The sequence below is a fragment of the Pseudomonas sp. S3_A03 genome (assembly GCF_054668275.1).
The window spans coordinates 4,865,180-4,884,276 of the sequence record NZ_CP162753.1; the positions used below are offsets into that span (position 1 = coordinate 4,865,180).

Sequence of the window (19,097 nt, forward strand, 5' to 3'; positions counted from 1 at the left end):
CGATGCTGTGCGTATGAATGCTCTGACGGACGTCAGCGCGCCAGCCGGTGTAGCCCGACGAAAACCCAGGCCCAGATGACGGCCAACCCGGCCATCGTCGGCCCCAGGCCGAAACCGAACTGCACGCCTGCCAGCTGGCTCCCGGCGTAGTAGGACAACGGCCCCCCCATCGCGCCGAGCAGGGCGGCGCGCCACCAGGGCCGAGCGCTCCAGGCCAGGCAATGATGCAACGTGGTCGCCAGCAACGCCCACAGCAACATCAGCCAAAACGGAATCAATGGCCCCGGTTCGCTGAAGTGGAACACGCCCAGGCTACGTAGCAGCGTGTCCAGCAGCGTGCCTGCCAGCGTGACGCTGATAATCAACACGCCATCCTCGGCGGCCGAACTTATCCACAACAGGTGAATGACCAGCGCCGCCACCCCCACCAGCAGCCACAGGCTGTCACCGCCGAGCACACAGGCAAACCAGCCGCACTGGAACAGCACGGCATTGGCCAGGTTTTTAAGCATCGAAGCGTCCCAGCAGCGGCGGGTTGATCGCCGAGGGCTTGGCCAACAGCAATTGCGCGGTGCCGATGGTGCGCTCCATAAAGCCGCCTTCGCAGTAGCACAGGTAAAACTCCCACAGCCGCAGGAAGTACTCGTCATAGCCCAGTTCCGCGAGGCGGCCGTGGGCGCGGCGAAAGTTCTCACGCCACAGGCGCAGGGTTCGCGCGTAATGCAGGCCGAAATCTTCCATGTGCAGCAGGTTCATATCGGTGTCACGGCTGACGATATGCAGCATGTTCTGCACGCTCGGCAGCGCGCCACCGGGGAAGATGTAGCGCTGGATAAAGTCGACGCTGTTCTTGGCCTGCTCGAACCGCTGGTCGCGGATGGTGATGGCTTGCAGCAGCATCAAGCCGTCGTTCCTGAGCAGATGCGCGCATTGTTTGAAGTAGGTCGGCAGAAAGCGATGGCCCACCGCTTCGATCATCTCGATGGACACCAGCTTGTCGTACTGGCCGGTCAGGTCGCGATAGTCCTGCAGCAACAGCGTGACCTGGCCGTGCAAGCCCAAGGCTTCGATGCGCCGTTCGGTGTAGGCGAATTGCTCCTTGGACAGCGTCGTGGTGGTGACCTTGCAGCCGTAATGCTGCGCCGCATATAGCGCCATGCTGCCCCAACCGGTGCCGATTTCCAGCAAGTGGTCGGTGGGTTTGAGCGCGAGTTTCTGGCAGATGCGCTCCAGTTTGTTCAGTTGCGCTTGTTCCAGCGTGTCGTCGGCGCTCAAGAATTGCGCCGCCGAATACATCATGGTCGGGTCGAGAAACTCTTCGAACAGGTCATTGCCCAGGTCGTAGTGGGCGGCGATGTTTTTCTGCGAGCCCTTGCGTGTATTGCGGTTCAACCAGTGCAGGCCTTGGGTCAATGGCCGAGCCAGGCGCGCCAGGCCACCTTCCATTGCGTCGAGTACGTCCAGGTTGCTGACCATCACGCGCACCACGGCGGTCAGGTCCGGGCTGGTCCAGTACCCATGGATAAACGCTTCGCCGGCGCCAATGGAACCGTTGGCTGCCACCAGGCCCCACACGGCCGGGTCGAGGATCTGGATCTCTCCCAGCAAATGCGCTTCCCGTGCGCCGAATATTTGCCGTTCGCCGTCTTCAATCACCACCAGTTGGCCGTGGCGCAATTGGTTGAGTTGACGCAGCACACCCTTGCGCAGCAGCGCGGTAGTCATGCCGTTGACGTTCAGGCGGTTGGCCTTGACCGATAAGCTAGGGGGTTTCATGGCGGCGATCCTTGGTGTAACCGACGGCTGTGCGAGAGGCGCCATCGGCGGCCCGGTGGGGAAAAATCGGTGTGCGTTTGAGCAGCAGGCGCAGCGCCTGCCAATAAATCGCCAGGCAGGTCTTGGCGGTCATCCACGGAAAACGCCACAAGTAGCGATGCAGGCTGGCGCGGTTCAGTGTGTGTTTTTGCAGGCTCAGGGTGGCGTCGAAGATTTTCAGCTCGCCCTGCCAGTCGGCCATGTGCACGCCGAGCCGGCCAGCGGGTGGGCTGAAGCTCATGCGGTATTCCAGGTCGCGCGGTAAAAACGGCGACACATGAAAGGCCTTGGCCACGGCGAAATGCTGGTGTTCATCCGCGCCCAGGGCTTGGGCCGGCAGCACGTAGTGGTAGCGCTCGCGCCATGGGGTGTTGGTCACTTCACAGAGGATCGCGGCCAATTGCCCATCGGCCTCGAAGCAATAGAAGAAACTCACTGGGTTAAAAGCCAGGCCCCAACTGCGGGCCTGGGTCAGCAGGCAGATAACGCCCTGGGGCGCATGCCCAAGGGCATTGCCGACTTCCTGGCGCACGGCATCGCTCAAACTCATGCCGTGGCGCGTCAATTCACGCAGGTAATCCTGCTGGCGAAAGCCAAAAGGCGCGAACAGGCTGCGTCCGGCCAGGGGCGATAGCCCAAGTACGTGCTCTTCTTCGCTTAGATCCAGGTACAGCAGGCCGATGCGGTAGCGAAAGGCGTGGGCCCTGGGCGCAAACCGGCGATGGGCGATCCAGCCGCTGTACAAGGCACTGTTCACAGGGCCTCTCCAAAGGCTCGGGCTACGCGCAAGGCGCTGACCACGCCGTCTTCATGGAAACCATTGGCCCAATAGGCGCCGCAATAAAAGGTGTTTTGCGCGCCCGCCAGTTCTTCCCAGCGGTTTTGCGCGGCCACCGCCGCCAGGCTGTATTGCGGGTGGGCATAGGTGTAGCGCGCAAGGATCTTCAACGGGTTGATCATGGCTGTCTGGTTCAGGCTCACGCAAAAGGTCGTGGCGCTGTCGATGCCTTGCAGGATGTTCATGTCATAGGTCACGGCCGCCTGGGCCTGGGCAGGGCCGCTCAGCCGGTAGTTCCAGCTGGCCCATGCCAGTTTGCGGTCGGGCAACAGGCGTGTATCGGTGTGCAGCACCACGTCGTTGTCAGCGTAGGGCAGGGCACCGAGGATCTCCTGCTCGGCCTGGCTTGGGTCGCCGAGCAACGCCAGTGCCTGGTCGCTGTGACAGGCGAACACCACGTTGTCGTACGCCTCGGTGCCGGCCGCGCTGTGGATAATCACCCCGTCTGCGTTGCGCTCAACCCGGTGTACCGGGCAATTGAGGCGTACCTGCTCGCGAAAGCTGCGGGTCAACGGTTCGATATAGCAGGAGGAGCCGCCTTCGATCACGCACCACTGCGGGCGATTGTTGACCGAGAGCAAACCGTGGTTCTTGAAGAAGCGGACGAAAAACTGCAAGGGAAAGCCCAGCATGTCGGCCAGGGACATCGACCAGATCGCCGCGCCCATCGGCACGATGTAATGCCGCACAAAGCGCTCGCCGTAGCCGCCGGCGGCAAGGTAATCGCCCAAGGTCATCTCGGCGCTGATGCGCTGCTCTTGCAAGTCTCGCGGCGCCTCGCGGTTGAAGCGCAGAATATCGCGCAACATGCCCCAGAAGCCCGGCGACAAGAGATTGCGCCGCTGCGCGAACAGGCTATTGAGGTTGTTGCCGTTGTACTCGAACCGCGTGCTTTCATCGCACACCGAAAAGCTCATCTCGGTAGGTTTGAACGTCACCCCGATTTGCCCCAACAGGCGAATGAAGTTGGGGTAGGTCCAGTCGTTGAACACGATAAAACCGGTGTCCACCGCGTAGCTTTTGCCTTCCACCGTGACATTGACCGTGTGGGTATGCCCGCCGATGCGGTCGCCCGCTTCGAACACGGTAATGTCATGCCGCCGGCTGAGCAGGTAGGCGCTGGTCAGCCCGGCAATGCCGCTGCCGATAATGGCGATTTTCACGGGTTGTCCTTTTTCGGTGGCGGGCTGCGCAGCATGCGTTTACCGATGATCAGTTGCGCGCGGTTGGGCAGTTTCGACAGCGGCCACAGCGTGGCGATAAACAACGCCGGGAAGGCGATTTCCAGCGGGCGTTTTTCCAGCTTGGCGAAGATATGCCGAGCGGCTTTGTCGGCCGGCCAGCTCAGGGGCATGGGGAAGTCGTTGCGCTCGGTCAGCGGGGTGTCGACAAAGCCTGGGCTGATCACCGTGACGTCGATGTTTTCCGGCGACAGGCTGATGCGCAGGGATTCGAACAGGTAACGCAGGCCGGCTTTGGACGCGCCGTAGGCTTCGGCGCGAGGCATCGGCAGGTACGTCACGGCGCTGGCGACGCCTACCAGGTGCGGGGTAACCCCGGCGCGCAACAACGGCAGGGCCGCTTCGATGCAGTAACTGCTGGCCAGCAGGTTGGTGCGCACCACGTGTTCGATGATGGATGCATCGAACTGCCGCGCGTCGACATATTCACAGGTGCCGGCATTGAGAATCACCGTATCCAGCGAGCCCCAGTCCGCGGCGATCCGTTCGCCGATTTCGCGCACGGTCTGGCTGTTGGTCAGGTCGCCGGCCACTACCAACACTTGGCCAGGGTAACGTTGCGCCAGGGCGTCCAACGGCGCTTTGCTGCGTGAGCTCAAGGCCACATGGGCGCCGCTGTCGAGCAGTTCCACGGCCAATGCGGCGCCAATGCCACTGCTGGCGCCGGTCAGCCAATAACGACGGGGTGATACAGCGTTCATCCCACTCTCCTTTTCAGCCAACTGACGACTCTGCCCAGCACGGGCAGGTGTTCGTACAGCATGGCGCCGGCATCGAAATAGTCGCGATGGCGGTAAACCTTGTCGCGCCACATCAGGTGCGAGCAACCCTCCACCCGTATGACTTGGCCCTTGGCCAGGCGCGGGTGGCAAAACTCATGTTCCAGCGCAGGTAGCCTTCGCCCTCGGCCACCTGATCGAAGCCATGAAAATCGAAGCGCAGCTGGCTGACGTTGCTGTACAGCGTTTCGAAGTAACGGTGCAGCGCCGTCAGGCCGTGGACCTCATGCAGCGGGTCGGTGAAGGCGACGTCCTTGCTGTACAAGCTGTCGAGCAGGTGCAGGTTGTGCTTGTCCAGCGTGGCGAAGGTGTGGGCGAAGCGGCGCAGGAAATCACTCATGCTCGGCCACCTCCTGGCGTGAAGGCAGGCTGCGGAAAGCGGCCAAGGCGCGCTCGCGGGATTTTTTCAAGTCGACGATGGCGCGTGGGTAATCCGCCACGCCAAACAGACCGCCGGCGGCCTCGGGGTTATGGACTTCCTTTTTATTCAATGCGGCCAGCTCCGGCAGCCAGTGCTTGATGAACAGGCCTTCGCTGTCGAATTTTTCCGACTGGCTCAAGGGGCTGAAAATCCGGAAGTAAGGCGCCGAATCGGTGCCGGTGGACGAACTCCATTGCCAGCCACCGTTGTTGGCCGCCAGATCGCCGTCGATCAGGTGGCGCATAAAAAAGCGCTCGCCTTCACGCCAGTCGATCAACAGGTTCTTGGTCAGGAACATCGCCACTACCATGCGCAGGCGATTGTGCATCCAGCCGGTTTCCAATAGCTGGCGCATGGCTGCGTCGATGATCGGCAGGCCGGTGCGCGCTTCTTGCCAGGCGGCGAGGTCCTTGGGCGCCTGTCGCCAGGCCACGGCTTCGGTCTCGGGGCGGAATGCGCGGTGGCGCGAGACCCGTGGGTAGCCCACCAGAATGTGCTTGTAGAACTCGCGCCAGAGCAGCTCGTTGATCCAGGTAATGGTGCCGATGTCACCGCTCTCGAACTCGCCCCTGTTGCTTTGCAATGCCGCATGCAGGCACTGGCGCGGCGAAACCACGCCGGCGGCGAGGTACGCCGATAGTTGGCTGGTGCCGGGCTTGGCGGGATAGTCGCGTTCGTCTTTGTAGTAGCTGATCTGTTGGTCGGCAAAGGCGTCGAGGCGGCGACGGGCTTCGTCCTCGCCTGCGGGCCACAGCGCGCGCAGGGTGGCGCTCGGCGGCTCGAAGCCGTCGACGGTTGTCGGAACCGGGTCGCTGGCGAGGTCGAGTTTCGGCTGGGCTTTCGGCGTCGCGATGATAGGCGGCAAGGCGCTGTGCAGGCGCGCGTAGCAGACCTTGCGGAACTGGCTGAACACCTGGAAATAAGTGCCGGTCTTGGTCAGCACACTGCCCGGTTGGAAAAACAATTGGTCCAGGTAACTGTGGAAGGTCACGCCGCAGGCTTCCAATTGCTGGGCCACTGCCGCATCGCGGCGGCTTTCATGGATGCCATATTCCTCGTTGACGTGTACCGACTTTACCGACAGCTCCCGGCACAGTGCGCTGAGTACGCCGGGCGCCTGGTCCCAGGTGGCGGCGCTGCGGATCAGCAGGGGAATGTTCAACTCGCCCAGGGCCCGGCTCATGTGCTGCAGGTTGCGCAGCCAGAAGTCCACTTTGCACGGCGCATCGTCATGGGCCAGCCATTGCTCGGGCGTGATCAGGTACACGGCCGCAACCGGGCCGCGCTGGCTCGCGGTGGCCAGGGCGGTGTTGTCGTGAAGGCGCAGGTCGGTGCGCAGCCAGATCAGGTGCATTTACAGGAGTCCACGCTGGAGCAACAACTGGTGGGCCGACAAGGGGTCTTCGGCGACGGACAGTGTTGGGTTGTCACGGGTCAGCACGGCCAACTCGGCCTGGTGGATACACACGGTCGGCCCGACGATCAACGTTGGGCAACTGACGCCGCCCAGCAGTTTGTGCAGCGTGGGCAGGTGCAGGGCCTTGCTTGAATACAGCAGCACCGCACGCGGTTGCAGATGCTCCGCCGCCAGGGCCAATTCGCCGGCGGGCAGCGGCCAATCGAACACTTCCACCGGGCAGTCGGCGCTGCTGGCCAGCCAGGCGCTGAGCCACAGGTGTGGCTCCAGCGGCAGGTCGGACTGGTTGACCAGCAGCAGCGGCGGGCCCTGTAGCTGACGGTTGTTGTGGTAGATGCGCGCGCCGAATTTGCTGCGCAGCCAGGACAGGAAAAACACCCGTTCCATCTGTGCGCCGAACTGGCCTTGCCAGCGCTGCTCCAGTTCGTTGATCAGCGGCAACAGCAATTGTTCGCATAGGGTGCGCGGCGGATACAGCGCCATGGCCTGGTTAAAGGCGTCGTCGACCCGGCGTTCGGCCAGTTCGCCGATGGCCTGCACCAGAGTCTGGCGCAGGGCATGCCATTCATTTTCGACCGCGTCGGGGCTGGTTTGGGCGGAGTCGATCAGGTGTTTCACCTGGCTGACCGGCACGCCACGATTGAGCCAGGTCAGGATGGCGTGGATGCGTTGCACGTGCTCGGCACTGAACAACCGATGACCCTTGGGCGTACGCTGGGGCACGATCAGGCCATAGCGGCGTTCCCACGCGCGCAGGGTCACGGCGTTGACGCCGGTCTGGCGCGCCACTTCACGGATCGGCAACCAGCCGTCCTGGAGGGCTTGGGCGATGTCTTCGCCGGGTTCGTCTTGCAAGGCGGCTTTCATGGTCTAGATCGCATTACGCAGGCTGAGATTTTCCGGGTGCGGTTGCAGGTAGGCCTGCTGCGCGATGTAACGGTCCGGGTGTTGGCGAAAGTGATGCTTGAGCAGGGTCAGCGGCACCACCAGTGGCACGATGCCGTGGCGGTATTGGCCAATGAGCGCCTGCATTTCCTGTTTATCGTCGGCGCTGATCACCTGTTTGAGATGACCGCTGATGTGGTGCAGCACATTGGTGTGGGTGCCGCGGGTGGCGCACTTTTTCAACCCGGCCATCAATTCGCCAAAGTAGCCGGTGGCCAGTGCTTTAAGGTCGATGTGTTTGTCCATGCTGCCCAGCAGGTGGCCGAGGCTTTTGTAATGCGCCGGGCTGTGGGCCATCAGCAGGTATTTGTAACGCGAGTGGAATGCGAGCAGGCGATGACGGGTCAGGCCCTCGGCCAGCAAGCGTTGCCAACTGGCGTAGACGAAGACGCGTGTCAGGAAGTTTTCCCGCAATACCGGGTCATTCAGCCTGCCATCCTCTTCGACCGGCAGGTGGGGGTGCCGGGCACAGAACGCCTGGGCGTAGATGCCGCGCCCACCGCCGTCCACCGGCGCGCCGTTGTCGCGGTAAACCTTGACCCGTTCCAAGCCACAGGACGGCGACTTTTGCATAAAGATGTAGCCGCACAGGTCGGTGTGTTCGCGCGCCATTTGCTGACCGTATTCATCCAGCGGCTGGGTCACGTTGAGCTCGCGGTGCACGGTGCCCACGGCCTGTGGGTTGGCGGCGTCGCCCACCAGGCGAATGGTCTCGCGAGGGATACCCAGGCCGATGGCGACTTCCAGGGCACAGCGGCACAAAGTCGAAATAGTCAGCCAGGGTCTGGCTGCACAGCAGGGATTGTTTGTGTCCGCCGTTGAAACGCACGTTCTCGCCCAAAAGGCAGGCGCTGATGCCGATCTTCGGTTTCGCGGGAGTGGACATAAGCAAACCTCTGCAAGATTCCTGTACAAACTAAAGTCGCTGTACAACTAGGTCTTATCATAGGTTTGAAGCTGTACAAGTCAAATTATTTGTACAGGTTTGTGCGTTGAGGCTATTTCCACCCCATTTTCCACGTGTCGGCGTTCTGCAGCGTTTGCCACGGCAGGCGTTCGCCGCGGCGGGTGAGGACGGCTTGCAGCTCGATTTCCAGCACGGTGCCTTCCTCATCGCGAAACAACTCGGTGACCAGAAAGTGTTTTTCCTTGCGCAAGGGGCGGGCTGCCGTCCACTTCGACAGCAGCAGTTTTGCCGGGTTGATGCGGTTCATTGCAGGTGTTCCGTCAAGCGTCGGGCGGCTTCCTGGCCGCTGAGCCAGGCGCCTTCCACGCGGCCGGAGAGGCACCAGTCACCACACACGTATAGGCCGAGGTCGGCATCGGCCAGCACGCCAAACTCGTGGGCGCCGGACGGTCGGGCGTAGAGCCAGCGGTGCGCCATGCTGAACGACGGCGCGGGCATGGCGCTGTGCAGCAGCTCGGCGAAGGCGCCGTGCAGGTGCTCGATCACGGCTTCCTTGGGCAGGTCCAGGTGCGCTTTGCTCCAGGCGCTGGTGGCGTGCAGCACCCAGGTGTCGAGGGTGCTGTCACGCCCCGGTTTACTGCGGTTGCGCGCCAGCCAGTCGAGGGGGCTGTCTTGTACGAAACAGCCTTCCATCGGCGTGTCCAGCGGCTTGTCGAAGGCCAGCGCAATGGCCCAGGTCGGGTCCATTTTTACCCCGGCGGCGGCGCTCGCCAGTTTGGGCGCTGCAGCCAGCAGAGTGGTGGCCTGGGGTGCCGGTGTGGCGATGACCACATGGCTGAAGGGGCCATGGTTGCCGCCGTCGGCGTCGAGCAGGTTCCAATGTTGTGCGCCCTGGAACACCTCGGTGATGCGACAGCCGAACTCCACGGGCAGGTCGTCGAGCAAGGCGCGGGTAATGGCGCTCATGCGCGGCGTGCCGACCCAGCGGATCTGCTCATCAGGGAGGGCGTGAGCTGGCCGGACTTGAAATTGTATAGCTGCGGTTTCCACTGCTCGGCCCAGCCGTTGCTCTGCCAGCGTTGCACCTCGTTGACGAAGCGCCGGTCGCGGGCGGTGAAATATTGGGCGCCCATGTCCAGTGCGCCGGCATCGCTGCGCTTGCTGGACATGCGGCCACCACTGCCGCGGCTTTTATCGAAGAGTTGTACGACATGCCCGGCGTCTTTAAGCGCTCGGGCGGCGGAGAGACCGGCTATGCCGGTACCGATGATCGCGATGGGGACAGTCATGGGAGGCCTCGTTTTACCGTTGGGTACAGACTACGCCGACACCAATAGCTGTACAATCTCGTTTTTTGGTATAAGTTTTGGCGTGCCTGAACGTGTGGCGTGACCTATGGTTAAGCTAAGACTTAAACCTGATGCCTAAACAAAGGCCGCGCCCGATTAAGTTGATCCCTGCTTATAAAATAGACCAATGACGGGCGGCGAACGTTACATGAGGAAGATCCCATGCATATTTTGCTGACCGGCGGTACGGGTTTGATCGGCCGCCAACTCTGCCGACACTGGCTGGCCCAGGGGCATCGCCTGACCGTATGGAGCCGTCAACCTGAACGCGTTGCCGCCTTGTGCGGTGCGCAGGTGTTGGGGGTTGCGCGCCTGGAAGAGGTGATCGGCGTCGTGGATGCGGTGGTCAACCTGGCCGGCGCGCCCATCGCCGACCGCCCCTGGACCCACAAGCGCAAGGCGTTGTTGTGGAGTAGCCGTATCGGGCTCACTGAAACCCTGCTGGCGTGGCTGGAGCGCCTTGCGCAAAGACCGGCGGTGTTGGTGTCCGGCTCGGCGGTGGGTTGGTACGGCGACGGTGGCGAACGTGAATTGACCGAGGCCGGCGGCCCGGTACTGGACGATTTTCCCAGTCAGCTGTGCATCGCCTGGGAAGAAACCGCCCAACGCGCCGAAGCCCTGGGTATTCGTGTGGTGCTGGTGCGCACCGGCCTGGTGCTGGCGGCCGAGGGCGGCTTTTTGTCGCGGTTGCTGCTGCCCTTCAAACTGGCGCTGGGCGGGCCTATCGGCAATGGGCGGCAGTGGATGCCATGGGTGCATATCAAGGATCAAATCGCCCTGATTGATTTTCTTCTGCACAAGGATGACGCCAGCGGTCCTTATAATGCGTGCGCGCCGCACCCGGTGCGTAACCGCGAGTTCGCCAAGACCCTGGGCCAGGTGTTGCATCGCCCTGCATTCATGCCGATGCCGGCGTTTGCCTTGAAGGTTGGCTTGGGGGAGTTGTCCGGCTTGTTGCTGGGCGGGCAGAAGGCGGTGCCCGAACGCTTGCTGGCCACCGGTTTCACTTTTCAGTTCACTGAGTTGCGCGCGGCTCTGGACGACCTGTCCAGCCGCCTCTAGCCATAGGATGTTGCATGACGGATCACGCGTTGTTACTGGTCAACCTGGGTTCACCGGCCTCCACTTCGGTGGCCGATGTGCGCAGCTACCTCAATCAGTTCCTGATGGACCCTTACGTGATCGACCTGCCGTGGCCGGTGCGGCGCTTGCTGGTGTCGCTGATCCTGATCAAGCGCCCCGAGCAGTCGGCCCATGCCTATGCGTCGATCTGGTGGGATGAAGGCTCGCCGCTGGTAGTGCTCAGCCGCCGCCTGCAACAGCAGATGACCGCCCAGTGGACCCAGGGGCCCGTGGAGTTGGCGATGCGCTACGGCGAGCCGTCCCTGGAAACGACCCTCACCCGTCTGGCCGCCCAGGGTATTCAGAACGTCACCCTGGCGCCGCTGTACCCACAATTTGCCGACAGCACCGTCACCACGGTGATCGAAGAGGCGCGCCGCGTGGTGCAGGACAAAAAACTCAATGTGCAATTCTCGATCCTGCAGCCGTTCTACGATCAGCCGGAATACCTGGATGCCCTGGCGGCGAGCGCACGGTCTTATGTCGAGCAGGACTACGATCATTTGCTGTTGAGTTTCCACGGCTTGCCCGAGCGTCATCTCACCAAGCTCGACCCCACCGGCCAGCATTGTTTCAAGGACGCCGACTGCTGCAAAAACGCCTCTGCCGAGGTGCTCGCCACCTGCTATCGGGCGCAATGCTTCAGCGTTGCTCGCGACGTTGCCGAGCGCTTGGGCTTGCCTGACGGCAAATGGTCGGTGGCGTTCCAATCGCGCCTGGGCCGTGCGAAGTGGATCGAACCCTACACCGAGGCGCGCCTGGATGCACTGGCCCGGCAAGGCGTGAAAAAGCTGCTGGTGATGTGCCCGGCGTTTGTGGCCGATTGCATCGAGACCCTGGAAGAGATCGGCGATCGCGGGCGGGAGCAGTTCCGCGAGGCCGGGGGGAGGAGTTGGTGTTGGTGCCGTGTTTGAATGATGACCCGCAGTGGGCGGCGGCGCTCAATACGCTGTGTGAAAGAGCACCTCTTTCCCTGTAATTGAACCTGGCGCAGATCCAAATGTGGGAGGGGCTTGCTCCCTCCCACATGTTTGATTTGTGTTAGAGCTTTAGGGTCAGGCTAACCGTTAAATTGCGCGGTTCACCGGGGTTGACCCAGTAGTTGCTGTAGGACCGCTCGTAGTACTTCTCGTCAAACAGGTTGTTGAGGTTCAGGCCCACGGTCACGTTGTCAGTGGCTTTGTAATGAGCCAGTAAATCCACGGTGTGGTAGGCGGGCAGTTCGAAGCTGCCCCCGGCCTCGCCGGAGCGGTCGCCCACGTAGGTGAACGCCGCGCCCAGGTCTGAGCCGCGCAATGCGCCATCCCGGAACTCATACACGCCCAACAGGCTGCCGCTGCGCTTGGCCACGCCAAGAATGCGGCTGCCCGTTGGAATGGTTTTGTCACCCTTGGTCACTTCGGCGTCGATGTAGGCGAAGGCGCCGATCACTCGCACGGCATCGGTCACTTGCCCGGTCAGTTGCAGGTCGAAACCTTGGCTACGGGCCTTGCCCATGGCGCGGTTGAGGTTGGTGGACGGGTCCAGGGCCAGCACGTTTTCCTTCTCGATATGGAACGCGGCGAGTGTGGCGCTGAGGCGGTCGTCGAACAATTCGCCCTTGACCCCCACTTCATAACCCACGCCTTCCTCAGGCTTGAAGGTATTGCCGGTGGCGTCCAGGCCACTGTTGGGCTTGAACGAGGTCGAGGCGTTGGCAAACACGCCGATTTCGGGCGTGAGCTGGTAAAGCAGGCCGGCGCGCTGGGTGAGCGCGTCGTGGGTTTGCCGGCTGGGTGGGGCGTTACGGGTGAAGTCGTCGACGGTTTGCTCGAAATGCTCAAAGCGCGCGCCAATCATGCCGCGCAGGCGGTCGGTAAAGACGATCTGGTCTTGCAGGTTGAGCGCGTGGCTTTTGGTCTGCTCAAAGAAGTCGGTACCGGAGCGTGTGCCGTTGGGTTTTGGCTGGCCGTAGACCGGGTTGTAGAGGTCGATGGGGTAGCTGCCCGCGATAGCGGTAACGCGTTCGTTCTTGCGGTAGTCCTCGTATTCGGTGCCCACCAGCAGTTCATGCTGCCAACTGCCGATGTCGAACAGGCCGCGCAGTTCCAACTGAGTGATGCTGTCGTGCCAGCCCATGGAGCGCTCGCGGTAGCGCCGGTTGAGGGTGTGGCCGTCGGCGTTCAGGGCCCGGTTTTCCGACGCGTCGCCCCACAGGCTGCCCTGTTTGTAGTGGCTGGCCAGGCGCAGTTTCCAGGCATCGTTGAGGTGATGTTCCAGGGTGGCCTGGATGCGATTGTTGTGGTTGTCGATGTCGCCGTCGTTGGGTTCGCCGAGGAAAGTGGAGCGTGATACCCCGGGTGCGTCGACGATGCCGCGATCGAAGGTGGAGCTGTGGCGCACGAATTCGCTTTCTACCAGCAAGCTGGTGTCCGGGCTCAGTTGCCAACTGAATGAAGGCGCGACGAACACGCGCTTGCTTTCGACGTGATCACGGAAGCTGTTGTTGTCTTCCACGGCCAGATTGACCCGTGACAGCAGATTGCCTTCGGCGTCCAGCGGAGTGTTGACGTCCAGGGCGGTGCGATAGCGGTCCCAGCTGCCGGCACTGGTTTGCAGGGTGGTGAAGGCTTGCGGCTGGGGCTTTTTGGTGACGATATTGACCGTGCCGCCCGGATCGCCGCGCCCGTACAAACTGGCAGCGGGACCTTTGAGCACTTCGATGCGTTCGATGTTGGCCACATCCGGTGTGCTCGGGTAGCCACGGTTGGCGCTGAAACCGTCCTGATAGAACTCCGACGTAGTGAAACCGCGCACGCTGTATTCGTAGAGCGTGAGGCCGCCGAAGTTGTTTTGCTTGGACACACCACCGGCAAATTCCAGAGCGCGTTCCACATTGGTAGTGCCTAGGTCCTTGAGCACCGTAGCGGGAATTACGCTGATGGACTGTGGGATGTCGCGCAGGGCCGTGTCGGTTTTTGTCGCGCTGGTCGAACGGGTGGCCCGGTAGCCATCGACCGGGCCGGTGGCGGACTCATAGGCATCAGACGTGACGCTGATGGTATCGAGTTCCAGGGTGTTTTCTTCGGCGAAGGCGGGGTCCAGCAGTAAACCCAAGGCCAGGCCGGCCAGGGGAGCGATTTTTCGAGACGGCATGATAGAGCGTTCCAATGTCGATATTGAAACAATATAACATGCCATATGAGACTGAATCGCTTTTAAATGTCAGCGCACAGATGCCCGCGAACGGGCACCTGTGCGCAACGGCTTATTCTTCTTCTTTGACCGGGGCGGGCGGCGGACGCAGACCGATTTCGGCCGCCAATTTGATCTCTTTACCGTTGCGCATCACCAGGATCGCAACTTTGTCGGTGGGTTTGATCCGCGCCACCTGGTTCATCGACTTGCGCCCATCGCCGGCCGGTTCGCCGTTGATGCTGAGGATCACATCCCCCAGTTGCAAACCGGCTTTTTGCGCCGGGCCGTCGCGGAAGATCCCGGCGACCACGATGCCAGGGCGCCCGGTCAGGCCAAATGACTCGGCCAGTTCCTTGGTCAGCGGTTGCACTTCAATGCCCAGCCAGCCGCGAATCACCTGGCCGTGCTCGATGATCGACTTCATCACCTCCATCGCCAGCTTCACCGGGATCGCAAAACCGATGCCCTGGGAACCGCCGGATTTGGAGAAGATTGCCGTGTTGATGCCGGTCAGGTTGCCGTTGGCATCCACCAGCGCGCCGCCGGAGTTGCCCGGGTTGATCGCGGCGTCGGTCTGGATGAAGTCTTCGTAGCTGTTAAGCCCCAACTGATTGCGCCCGGTGGCGCTGATGATGCCCATGGTCACGGTCTGGCCCACGCCGAAAGGGTTGCCGATGGCCAGCGCCACGTCGCCCACCCGCAGGCCATCGGAGCGGCCCAGGGTGATGGCCGGCAGGCTCTTGAGGTCTATCTTCAGCACCGCCAGGTCGGTTTCCGGGTCGCTGCCGACCACGCGGGCCAAGGTCTCGCGGCCGTCACGCAGGGCCACCACAATCTGGTCGGCGCCGGTGGTCACGTGGTTGTTGGTGAGGATGTAGCCTTCGGGGCTCATGATCACCCCGGAACCCAGGCTGGATTCCATTCGACGCTGCTTGGGCCCGTTGTCGCCGAAATAGCGGCGGAACTGCGGGTCTTCAAACAGCGGGTGCGCCGGTTTGTTGATGACTTTGGTGGTGTACAGGTTAACCACGGCCGGCGCGGCAATGACCACCGCATCCGCGTAGGTCACCGGGCCTTGCACCACCGCGCTGGTCTGCGGTGCCTGCTGCAGGTTTACGTCAAGGCTTGGTAAGCCCACCCACTGTGGGAAACGCTGAATAATCAGCATCGCGATCAGCACGCCAGCCAACAATGGCCATCCAAAAAAACGCAGTGCCTTGAGCATCAAGTAAGTCCTGACAGGTTGCAGGGGGGCGGGAGAGCGCCCATAATGTCGCGCATTATACGAGGCTGCGAGCACCTCGGAACCGGATATTTAGGAGTCTTTTATGGCCGTCCCTCTTACCACCCTCGTCGAGGAAGCGGACCGCTACCTCGCCAGCGCAAAAATTGCTGATTATTGCCCCAATGGCCTGCAGGTCGAAGGTCGCCCGCAGGTGATGCGCATCGTCAGCGGCGTGACCGCCAGCCAGGCCCTGCTGGACGCCGCCGTCGAGGCCCAGGCCGATTTGATCCTGGTGCACCACGGTTATTTCTGGAAAGGCGAAAACCCCTGCATCACCGGTATGAAGCAGCGTCGCCTGAAAACCTTGCTCAAGCACGATATCAGTCTACTGGCCTACCACCTGCCTCTGGACCTGCACCCGGATGTCGGCAACAACGTGCAACTGGCCCGCCAATTGGACATCACCGTCGAAGGCCCGCTGGACCCTGGCAACCCCAAGGTCGTCGGCCTGGTCGGCTCCCTCGCCGAACCCCTGTCGCCGCGCGATTTTGCGCGCCGCGTGCAGGAGGTCATGGGCCGCGAGCCGCTGCTGATCGAAGGCAGCGAGATGATCCGCCGCGTCGGCTGGTGCACCGGTGGTGGCCAGGGTTATATCGATGACGCAATTGCCGCCGGTGTCGACCTGTTCCTCAGTGGCGAAGCCAGCGAGCAAACCTTCCACAGCGCGCGCGAAAACGACATCAGCTTCATCGCTGCCGGCCATCACGCCACCGAGCGCTACGGCGTGCAGGCACTGGGCGACTACCTGGCCCGGCGCTTCGCCCTGGAGCATTTGTTTATCGATTGCCCGAATCCGATCTAAGCCACACAGCTCCCGCAGGAAGCCCAAACTCGGGGGCATATTCATATACCGTTTCGATCTAGCCGGCGCCCTGAATAGAAGAAGGTGCTGTGCTAGCATGCCCCGCTCGAACACGGCCCGCTGGCCGTCCATAAGATCGTTTTTCCGTGAGTAGCCATGGTCGACAAACTGACGCATCTGAAACAGCTGGAGGCGGAAAGCATCCACATCATCCGCGAGGTCGCCGCCGAGTTCGACAACCCGGTGATGCTCTACTCGATCGGTAAAGACTCCGCCGTGATGCTGCATCTGGCACGCAAGGCCTTCTTCCCGGGCAAACTGCCGTTCCCCGTGATGCACGTCGACACCCGCTGGAAATTCCAGGAGATGTACAGGTTCCGCGACAAGATGGTCGAGGAGCTTGGCCTGGACCTGATCACCCACGTCAACCCGGATGGTGTTGCGCAGGGCATCAACCCGTTCACCCACGGCAGCGCCAAGCACACCGATATCATGAAGACCGAAGGCCTCAAGCAGGCGTTGGACAAGCATGGTTTCGATGCCGCGTTCGGCGGTGCCCGTCGCGATGAAGAGAAATCCCGCGCCAAAGAGCGCGTGTACTCGTTCCGCGACAGCAAGCACCGCTGGGACCCGAAGAACCAGCGCCCGGAGCTGTGGAACGTTTATAACGGCAACGTCAACAAGGGCGAGTCGATTCGCGTGTTCCCGCTGTCCAACTGGACCGAGCTGGACATCTGGCAATACATCTACCTCGAAGGCATCCCGATCGTTCCGCTGTATTTCGCCGCCGAGCGTGACGTGATCGAGAAGAACGGCACGTTGATCATGATCGACGACGACCGCATCCTCGAGCACCTGTCCGACGAAGACAAAGCCCGCATCGTCAAAAAGAAAGTACGTTTCCGTACCCTTGGCTGCTACCCGTTGACGGGCGCGGTGGAGTCCGAAGCCGAGACGCTGACGGACATCATCCAGGAAATGCTCCTGACGCGAACTTCCGAGCGCCAGGGCCGGGTCATCGACCACGATGGCGCAGGCTCAATGGAAGATAAAAAACGTCAAGGTTATTTCTAAGGGGCTGTCATGTCGCATCAATCTGATTTGATCAGCGAGGACATCCTCGCCTACCTGGGCCAGCACGAGCGCAAAGAGATGTTGCGCTTCCTGACCTGCGGCAACGTCGACGACGGCAAGAGCACCCTGATCGGGCGCCTGCTGCACGACTCCAAGATGATCTACGAAGATCACCTGGAAGCCATTACCCGCGATTCGAAGAAGTCCGGCACCACCGGCGATGACATCGACCTGGCGTTGCTGGTCGACGGCTTGCAGGCTGAGCGTGAGCAGGGCATCACCATCGATGTCGCTTACCGCTACTTCTCCACCGCCAAGCGCAAATTCATCATCGCCGACACCCCAGGCCATGAGCAGTACACCCGCAACATGGCCACTGGCGCGTCTACCTGTGACCTGGCGATCATCCTCATCGACGCCCGCTACGGCGTGCAGACCCAGACCCGTCGCCACAGCTATATCGCCTCGTTGCTGGGTATCAAGCACATCGTGATCGCCGTCAACAAGATGGACATCAATGGCTTTGACCAAAGCGTATTTGAGGCCATCAAGGCCGATTACCTGAAGTTTGCCGACGGTATCGCGTTCAAGCCGAGCACCATGGCCTTTGTGCCGATGTCGGCGCTCAAGGGTGACAACGTGGTGAACAAGAGCGAGCGCTCGCCTTGGTACACCGGCCAGTCGCTGATGGAGATCCTCGAAACCGTCGAGATCGCCAACGACCGCAACTACACCGACCTGCGTTTCCCGGTGCAGTACGTCAACCGTCCGAACCTGAACTTCCGTGGTTTCGCCGGCACCCTGGCCAGCGGCATCGTGCACAAGGGCGACGAAGTCGTGGTGCTGCCGTCGGGCAAGAGCAGCCGCGTCAAATCCATTGTCACCTTCGACGGTGAACTGGAGCATGCCGGCCCAGGCCAGGCCGTGACCCTGACCATGGAAGACGAGATCGACATCTCCCGTGGCGACCTGCTGGTGCATGCCGACAACGTGCCGCAAGTGGCCGACGCCTTCGACGCCATGCTGGTGTGGATGGCCGAAGAACCGATGCTGCCGGGCAAGAAATATGACATCAAGCGTGCCACCAGCTACGTGCCGGGCTCCATCACCAGCATCGTGCACCGCGTGGACGTGAACACCCTGGCCGAAGGCCCTGCGAGTTCGCTGCAATTGAACGAGATTGGCCGGGTCAAGGTCAGCCTCGACGCAGCCATCGCCCTGGACGGTTATGACAGCAACCGCACCACCGGCGCGTTTATCGTCATCGACCGCTTGACCAACGGCACCGTGGCCGCCGGCATGATCATCGCACCGCCGGTCACTCACGGCAGCGCGGCGCAGCACGGCAAGTTGGCCCATGTAGCCACCGAGGAGCGCGCCCTGCGCTTCGGCCAGCAGCCGGCCACCGTGTTGTTCAGCGGCCTGTCGGGCGCCGGCAAGAGCACCCTGGCCTATGCGGTTGAGCGCAAGCTGTTCGACATGGGTCGTGCCGTGTTCGTACTGGATGGCCAGAACCTGCGTCATGACCTGAACAAGGGCTTGCCGCATGACCGTGCCGGGCGTACCGAGAACTGGCGTCGTGCCGCCCACGTTGCGCGCCAGTTCAACGAAGCCGGCCTGTTGACGCTGGCCGCGTTTGTCGCCCCGGATGCCGAAGGCCGTGAACAGGCCAAGTCGCTGATTGGCGCCGATCGCCTGTTGACCGTGTACGTGCAGGCGTCGCCGCTGGTGTGTGCCGAGCGTGATCCGCAAGGTTTGTACGCTGCGGGCGGGGATAACATCCCTGGCGAATCCTTCCCTTACGACGTGCCGTTGAACGCCGATCTGGTAATCGACACCCAGGCCCTGTCGCTGGAAGAGAGCGTCAAGCAAGTGCTGGAGCTGTTGCGTCAGCGCGGCGCGATCTAACACTCGCCGCGGTCAAA

14 protein-coding genes and 4 pseudogenes are annotated in these 19,097 nt (G+C 62.0%); 5 read left to right on the top strand and 13 right to left on the bottom strand.

Annotated elements, in window-relative coordinates; all coding sequences use genetic code 11:
- Positions 1-32 precede the first annotated feature (32 nt).
- The 11 genes and pseudogenes from AB4O25_RS22225 to AB4O25_RS22275 form a co-directional block, all read right to left on the bottom strand.
- On the bottom strand, positions 33-512 hold the full coding sequence (locus AB4O25_RS22225; RefSeq protein WP_017529904.1) for a DUF2878 domain-containing protein: 480 nt from the start codon (positions 510-512) through the stop codon (positions 33-35).
- Positions 505-1,776 (bottom strand): SAM-dependent methyltransferase, encoded by a 1,272-nt coding sequence (locus AB4O25_RS22230; protein ID WP_137219986.1) that lies wholly within the window; start codon positions 1,774-1,776, stop codon positions 505-507. The genes AB4O25_RS22225 and AB4O25_RS22230 overlap by 8 nt, the downstream gene beginning before the upstream one ends.
- On the bottom strand, positions 1,763-2,572 hold the full coding sequence (locus tag AB4O25_RS22235; RefSeq protein WP_460149983.1) for a DUF1365 domain-containing protein: 810 nt from the start codon (positions 2,570-2,572) through the stop codon (positions 1,763-1,765). The genes AB4O25_RS22230 and AB4O25_RS22235 overlap by 14 nt, the downstream gene beginning before the upstream one ends.
- A complete protein-coding gene (locus tag AB4O25_RS22240) occupies positions 2,569-3,816 on the bottom strand; it encodes an NAD(P)/FAD-dependent oxidoreductase (RefSeq protein ID WP_068935958.1) in 1,248 nt (415 codons plus the stop codon). The genes AB4O25_RS22235 and AB4O25_RS22240 overlap by 4 nt, the downstream gene beginning before the upstream one ends.
- Entirely contained in the window at positions 3,813-4,595 is a 783-nt protein-coding gene (locus AB4O25_RS22245) for an SDR family NAD(P)-dependent oxidoreductase (RefSeq protein WP_017529900.1), read from the bottom strand. The genes AB4O25_RS22240 and AB4O25_RS22245 overlap by 4 nt, the downstream gene beginning before the upstream one ends.
- Positions 4,592-5,013 (bottom strand): annotated as a pseudogene (locus tag AB4O25_RS22250) (nuclear transport factor 2 family protein). Before AB4O25_RS22250 ends, AB4O25_RS22245 begins: the two are co-directional and overlap by 4 nt.
- Positions 5,006-6,448 carry a deoxyribodipyrimidine photo-lyase gene (gene phrB, locus AB4O25_RS22255; RefSeq protein ID WP_017529898.1) on the bottom strand — a complete coding sequence of 481 codons (1,443 nt, stop codon included), beginning with the start codon at positions 6,446-6,448 and terminating at the stop codon, positions 5,006-5,008. The pseudogene AB4O25_RS22250 and the gene phrB overlap by 8 nt, the downstream one beginning before the upstream one ends.
- A complete protein-coding gene (locus AB4O25_RS22260) occupies positions 6,449-7,378 on the bottom strand; it encodes a MerR family transcriptional regulator (RefSeq protein ID WP_065877328.1) in 930 nt (309 codons plus the stop codon). It abuts the gene before it with no gap.
- Between the two features lie 3 nt (positions 7,379-7,381).
- A pseudogene (locus tag AB4O25_RS22265) lies at positions 7,382-8,342 on the bottom strand (YbgA family protein).
- Between the two features lie 112 nt (positions 8,343-8,454).
- Complete coding sequence (locus tag AB4O25_RS22270) at positions 8,455-8,670, bottom strand: TIGR02450 family Trp-rich protein (RefSeq protein WP_017529895.1); 216 nt, start codon at positions 8,668-8,670, stop codon at positions 8,455-8,457.
- A pseudogene (locus tag AB4O25_RS22275) lies at positions 8,667-9,652 on the bottom strand (NAD(P)/FAD-dependent oxidoreductase). Before AB4O25_RS22275 ends, AB4O25_RS22270 begins: the two are co-directional and overlap by 4 nt.
- Positions 9,653-9,874: 222 nt before the next feature.
- Here AB4O25_RS22275 and AB4O25_RS22280 point away from each other — a divergent pair.
- Positions 9,875-10,774, top strand: coding sequence for a TIGR01777 family oxidoreductase (locus AB4O25_RS22280; RefSeq protein ID WP_017529893.1), 900 nt, complete (start codon positions 9,875-9,877; stop codon positions 10,772-10,774).
- A gap of 14 nt (positions 10,775-10,788) precedes the next feature.
- Positions 10,789-11,813: pseudogene (gene hemH, locus AB4O25_RS22285) on the top strand (ferrochelatase).
- 62 nt (positions 11,814-11,875) lie between these two features.
- On the opposite strand, the gene AB4O25_RS22290 reads toward hemH, so the two are convergent.
- Together AB4O25_RS22290 and algW are read right to left on the bottom strand one after the other, a co-directional pair.
- Entirely contained in the window at positions 11,876-13,969 is a 2,094-nt protein-coding gene (locus tag AB4O25_RS22290) for a TonB-dependent siderophore receptor (protein ID WP_460149984.1), read from the bottom strand.
- A gap of 112 nt (positions 13,970-14,081) precedes the next feature.
- A complete protein-coding gene (gene algW / locus AB4O25_RS22295; RefSeq protein ID WP_017529890.1) occupies positions 14,082-15,236 on the bottom strand; it encodes a Do family serine endopeptidase AlgW in 1,155 nt (384 codons plus the stop codon).
- Between the two features lie 103 nt (positions 15,237-15,339).
- Between algW and AB4O25_RS22300 the strand changes: the two genes are divergently transcribed.
- The 3 genes from AB4O25_RS22300 (at position 15,340) to cysN (ending at position 19,080) form a co-directional block, all read left to right on the top strand.
- Complete coding sequence (locus AB4O25_RS22300) at positions 15,340-16,098, top strand: Nif3-like dinuclear metal center hexameric protein (protein ID WP_017529889.1); 759 nt, start codon at positions 15,340-15,342, stop codon at positions 16,096-16,098.
- A gap of 156 nt (positions 16,099-16,254) precedes the next feature.
- Positions 16,255-17,172 carry a sulfate adenylyltransferase subunit CysD gene (gene cysD / locus AB4O25_RS22305; protein ID WP_017529888.1) on the top strand — a complete coding sequence of 306 codons (918 nt, stop codon included), beginning with the start codon at positions 16,255-16,257 and terminating at the stop codon, positions 17,170-17,172.
- Between the two features lie 9 nt (positions 17,173-17,181).
- Complete coding sequence (gene cysN / locus AB4O25_RS22310; RefSeq protein WP_017529887.1) at positions 17,182-19,080, top strand: sulfate adenylyltransferase subunit CysN; 1,899 nt, start codon at positions 17,182-17,184, stop codon at positions 19,078-19,080.
- Positions 19,081-19,097: the final 17 nt, after the last annotated feature.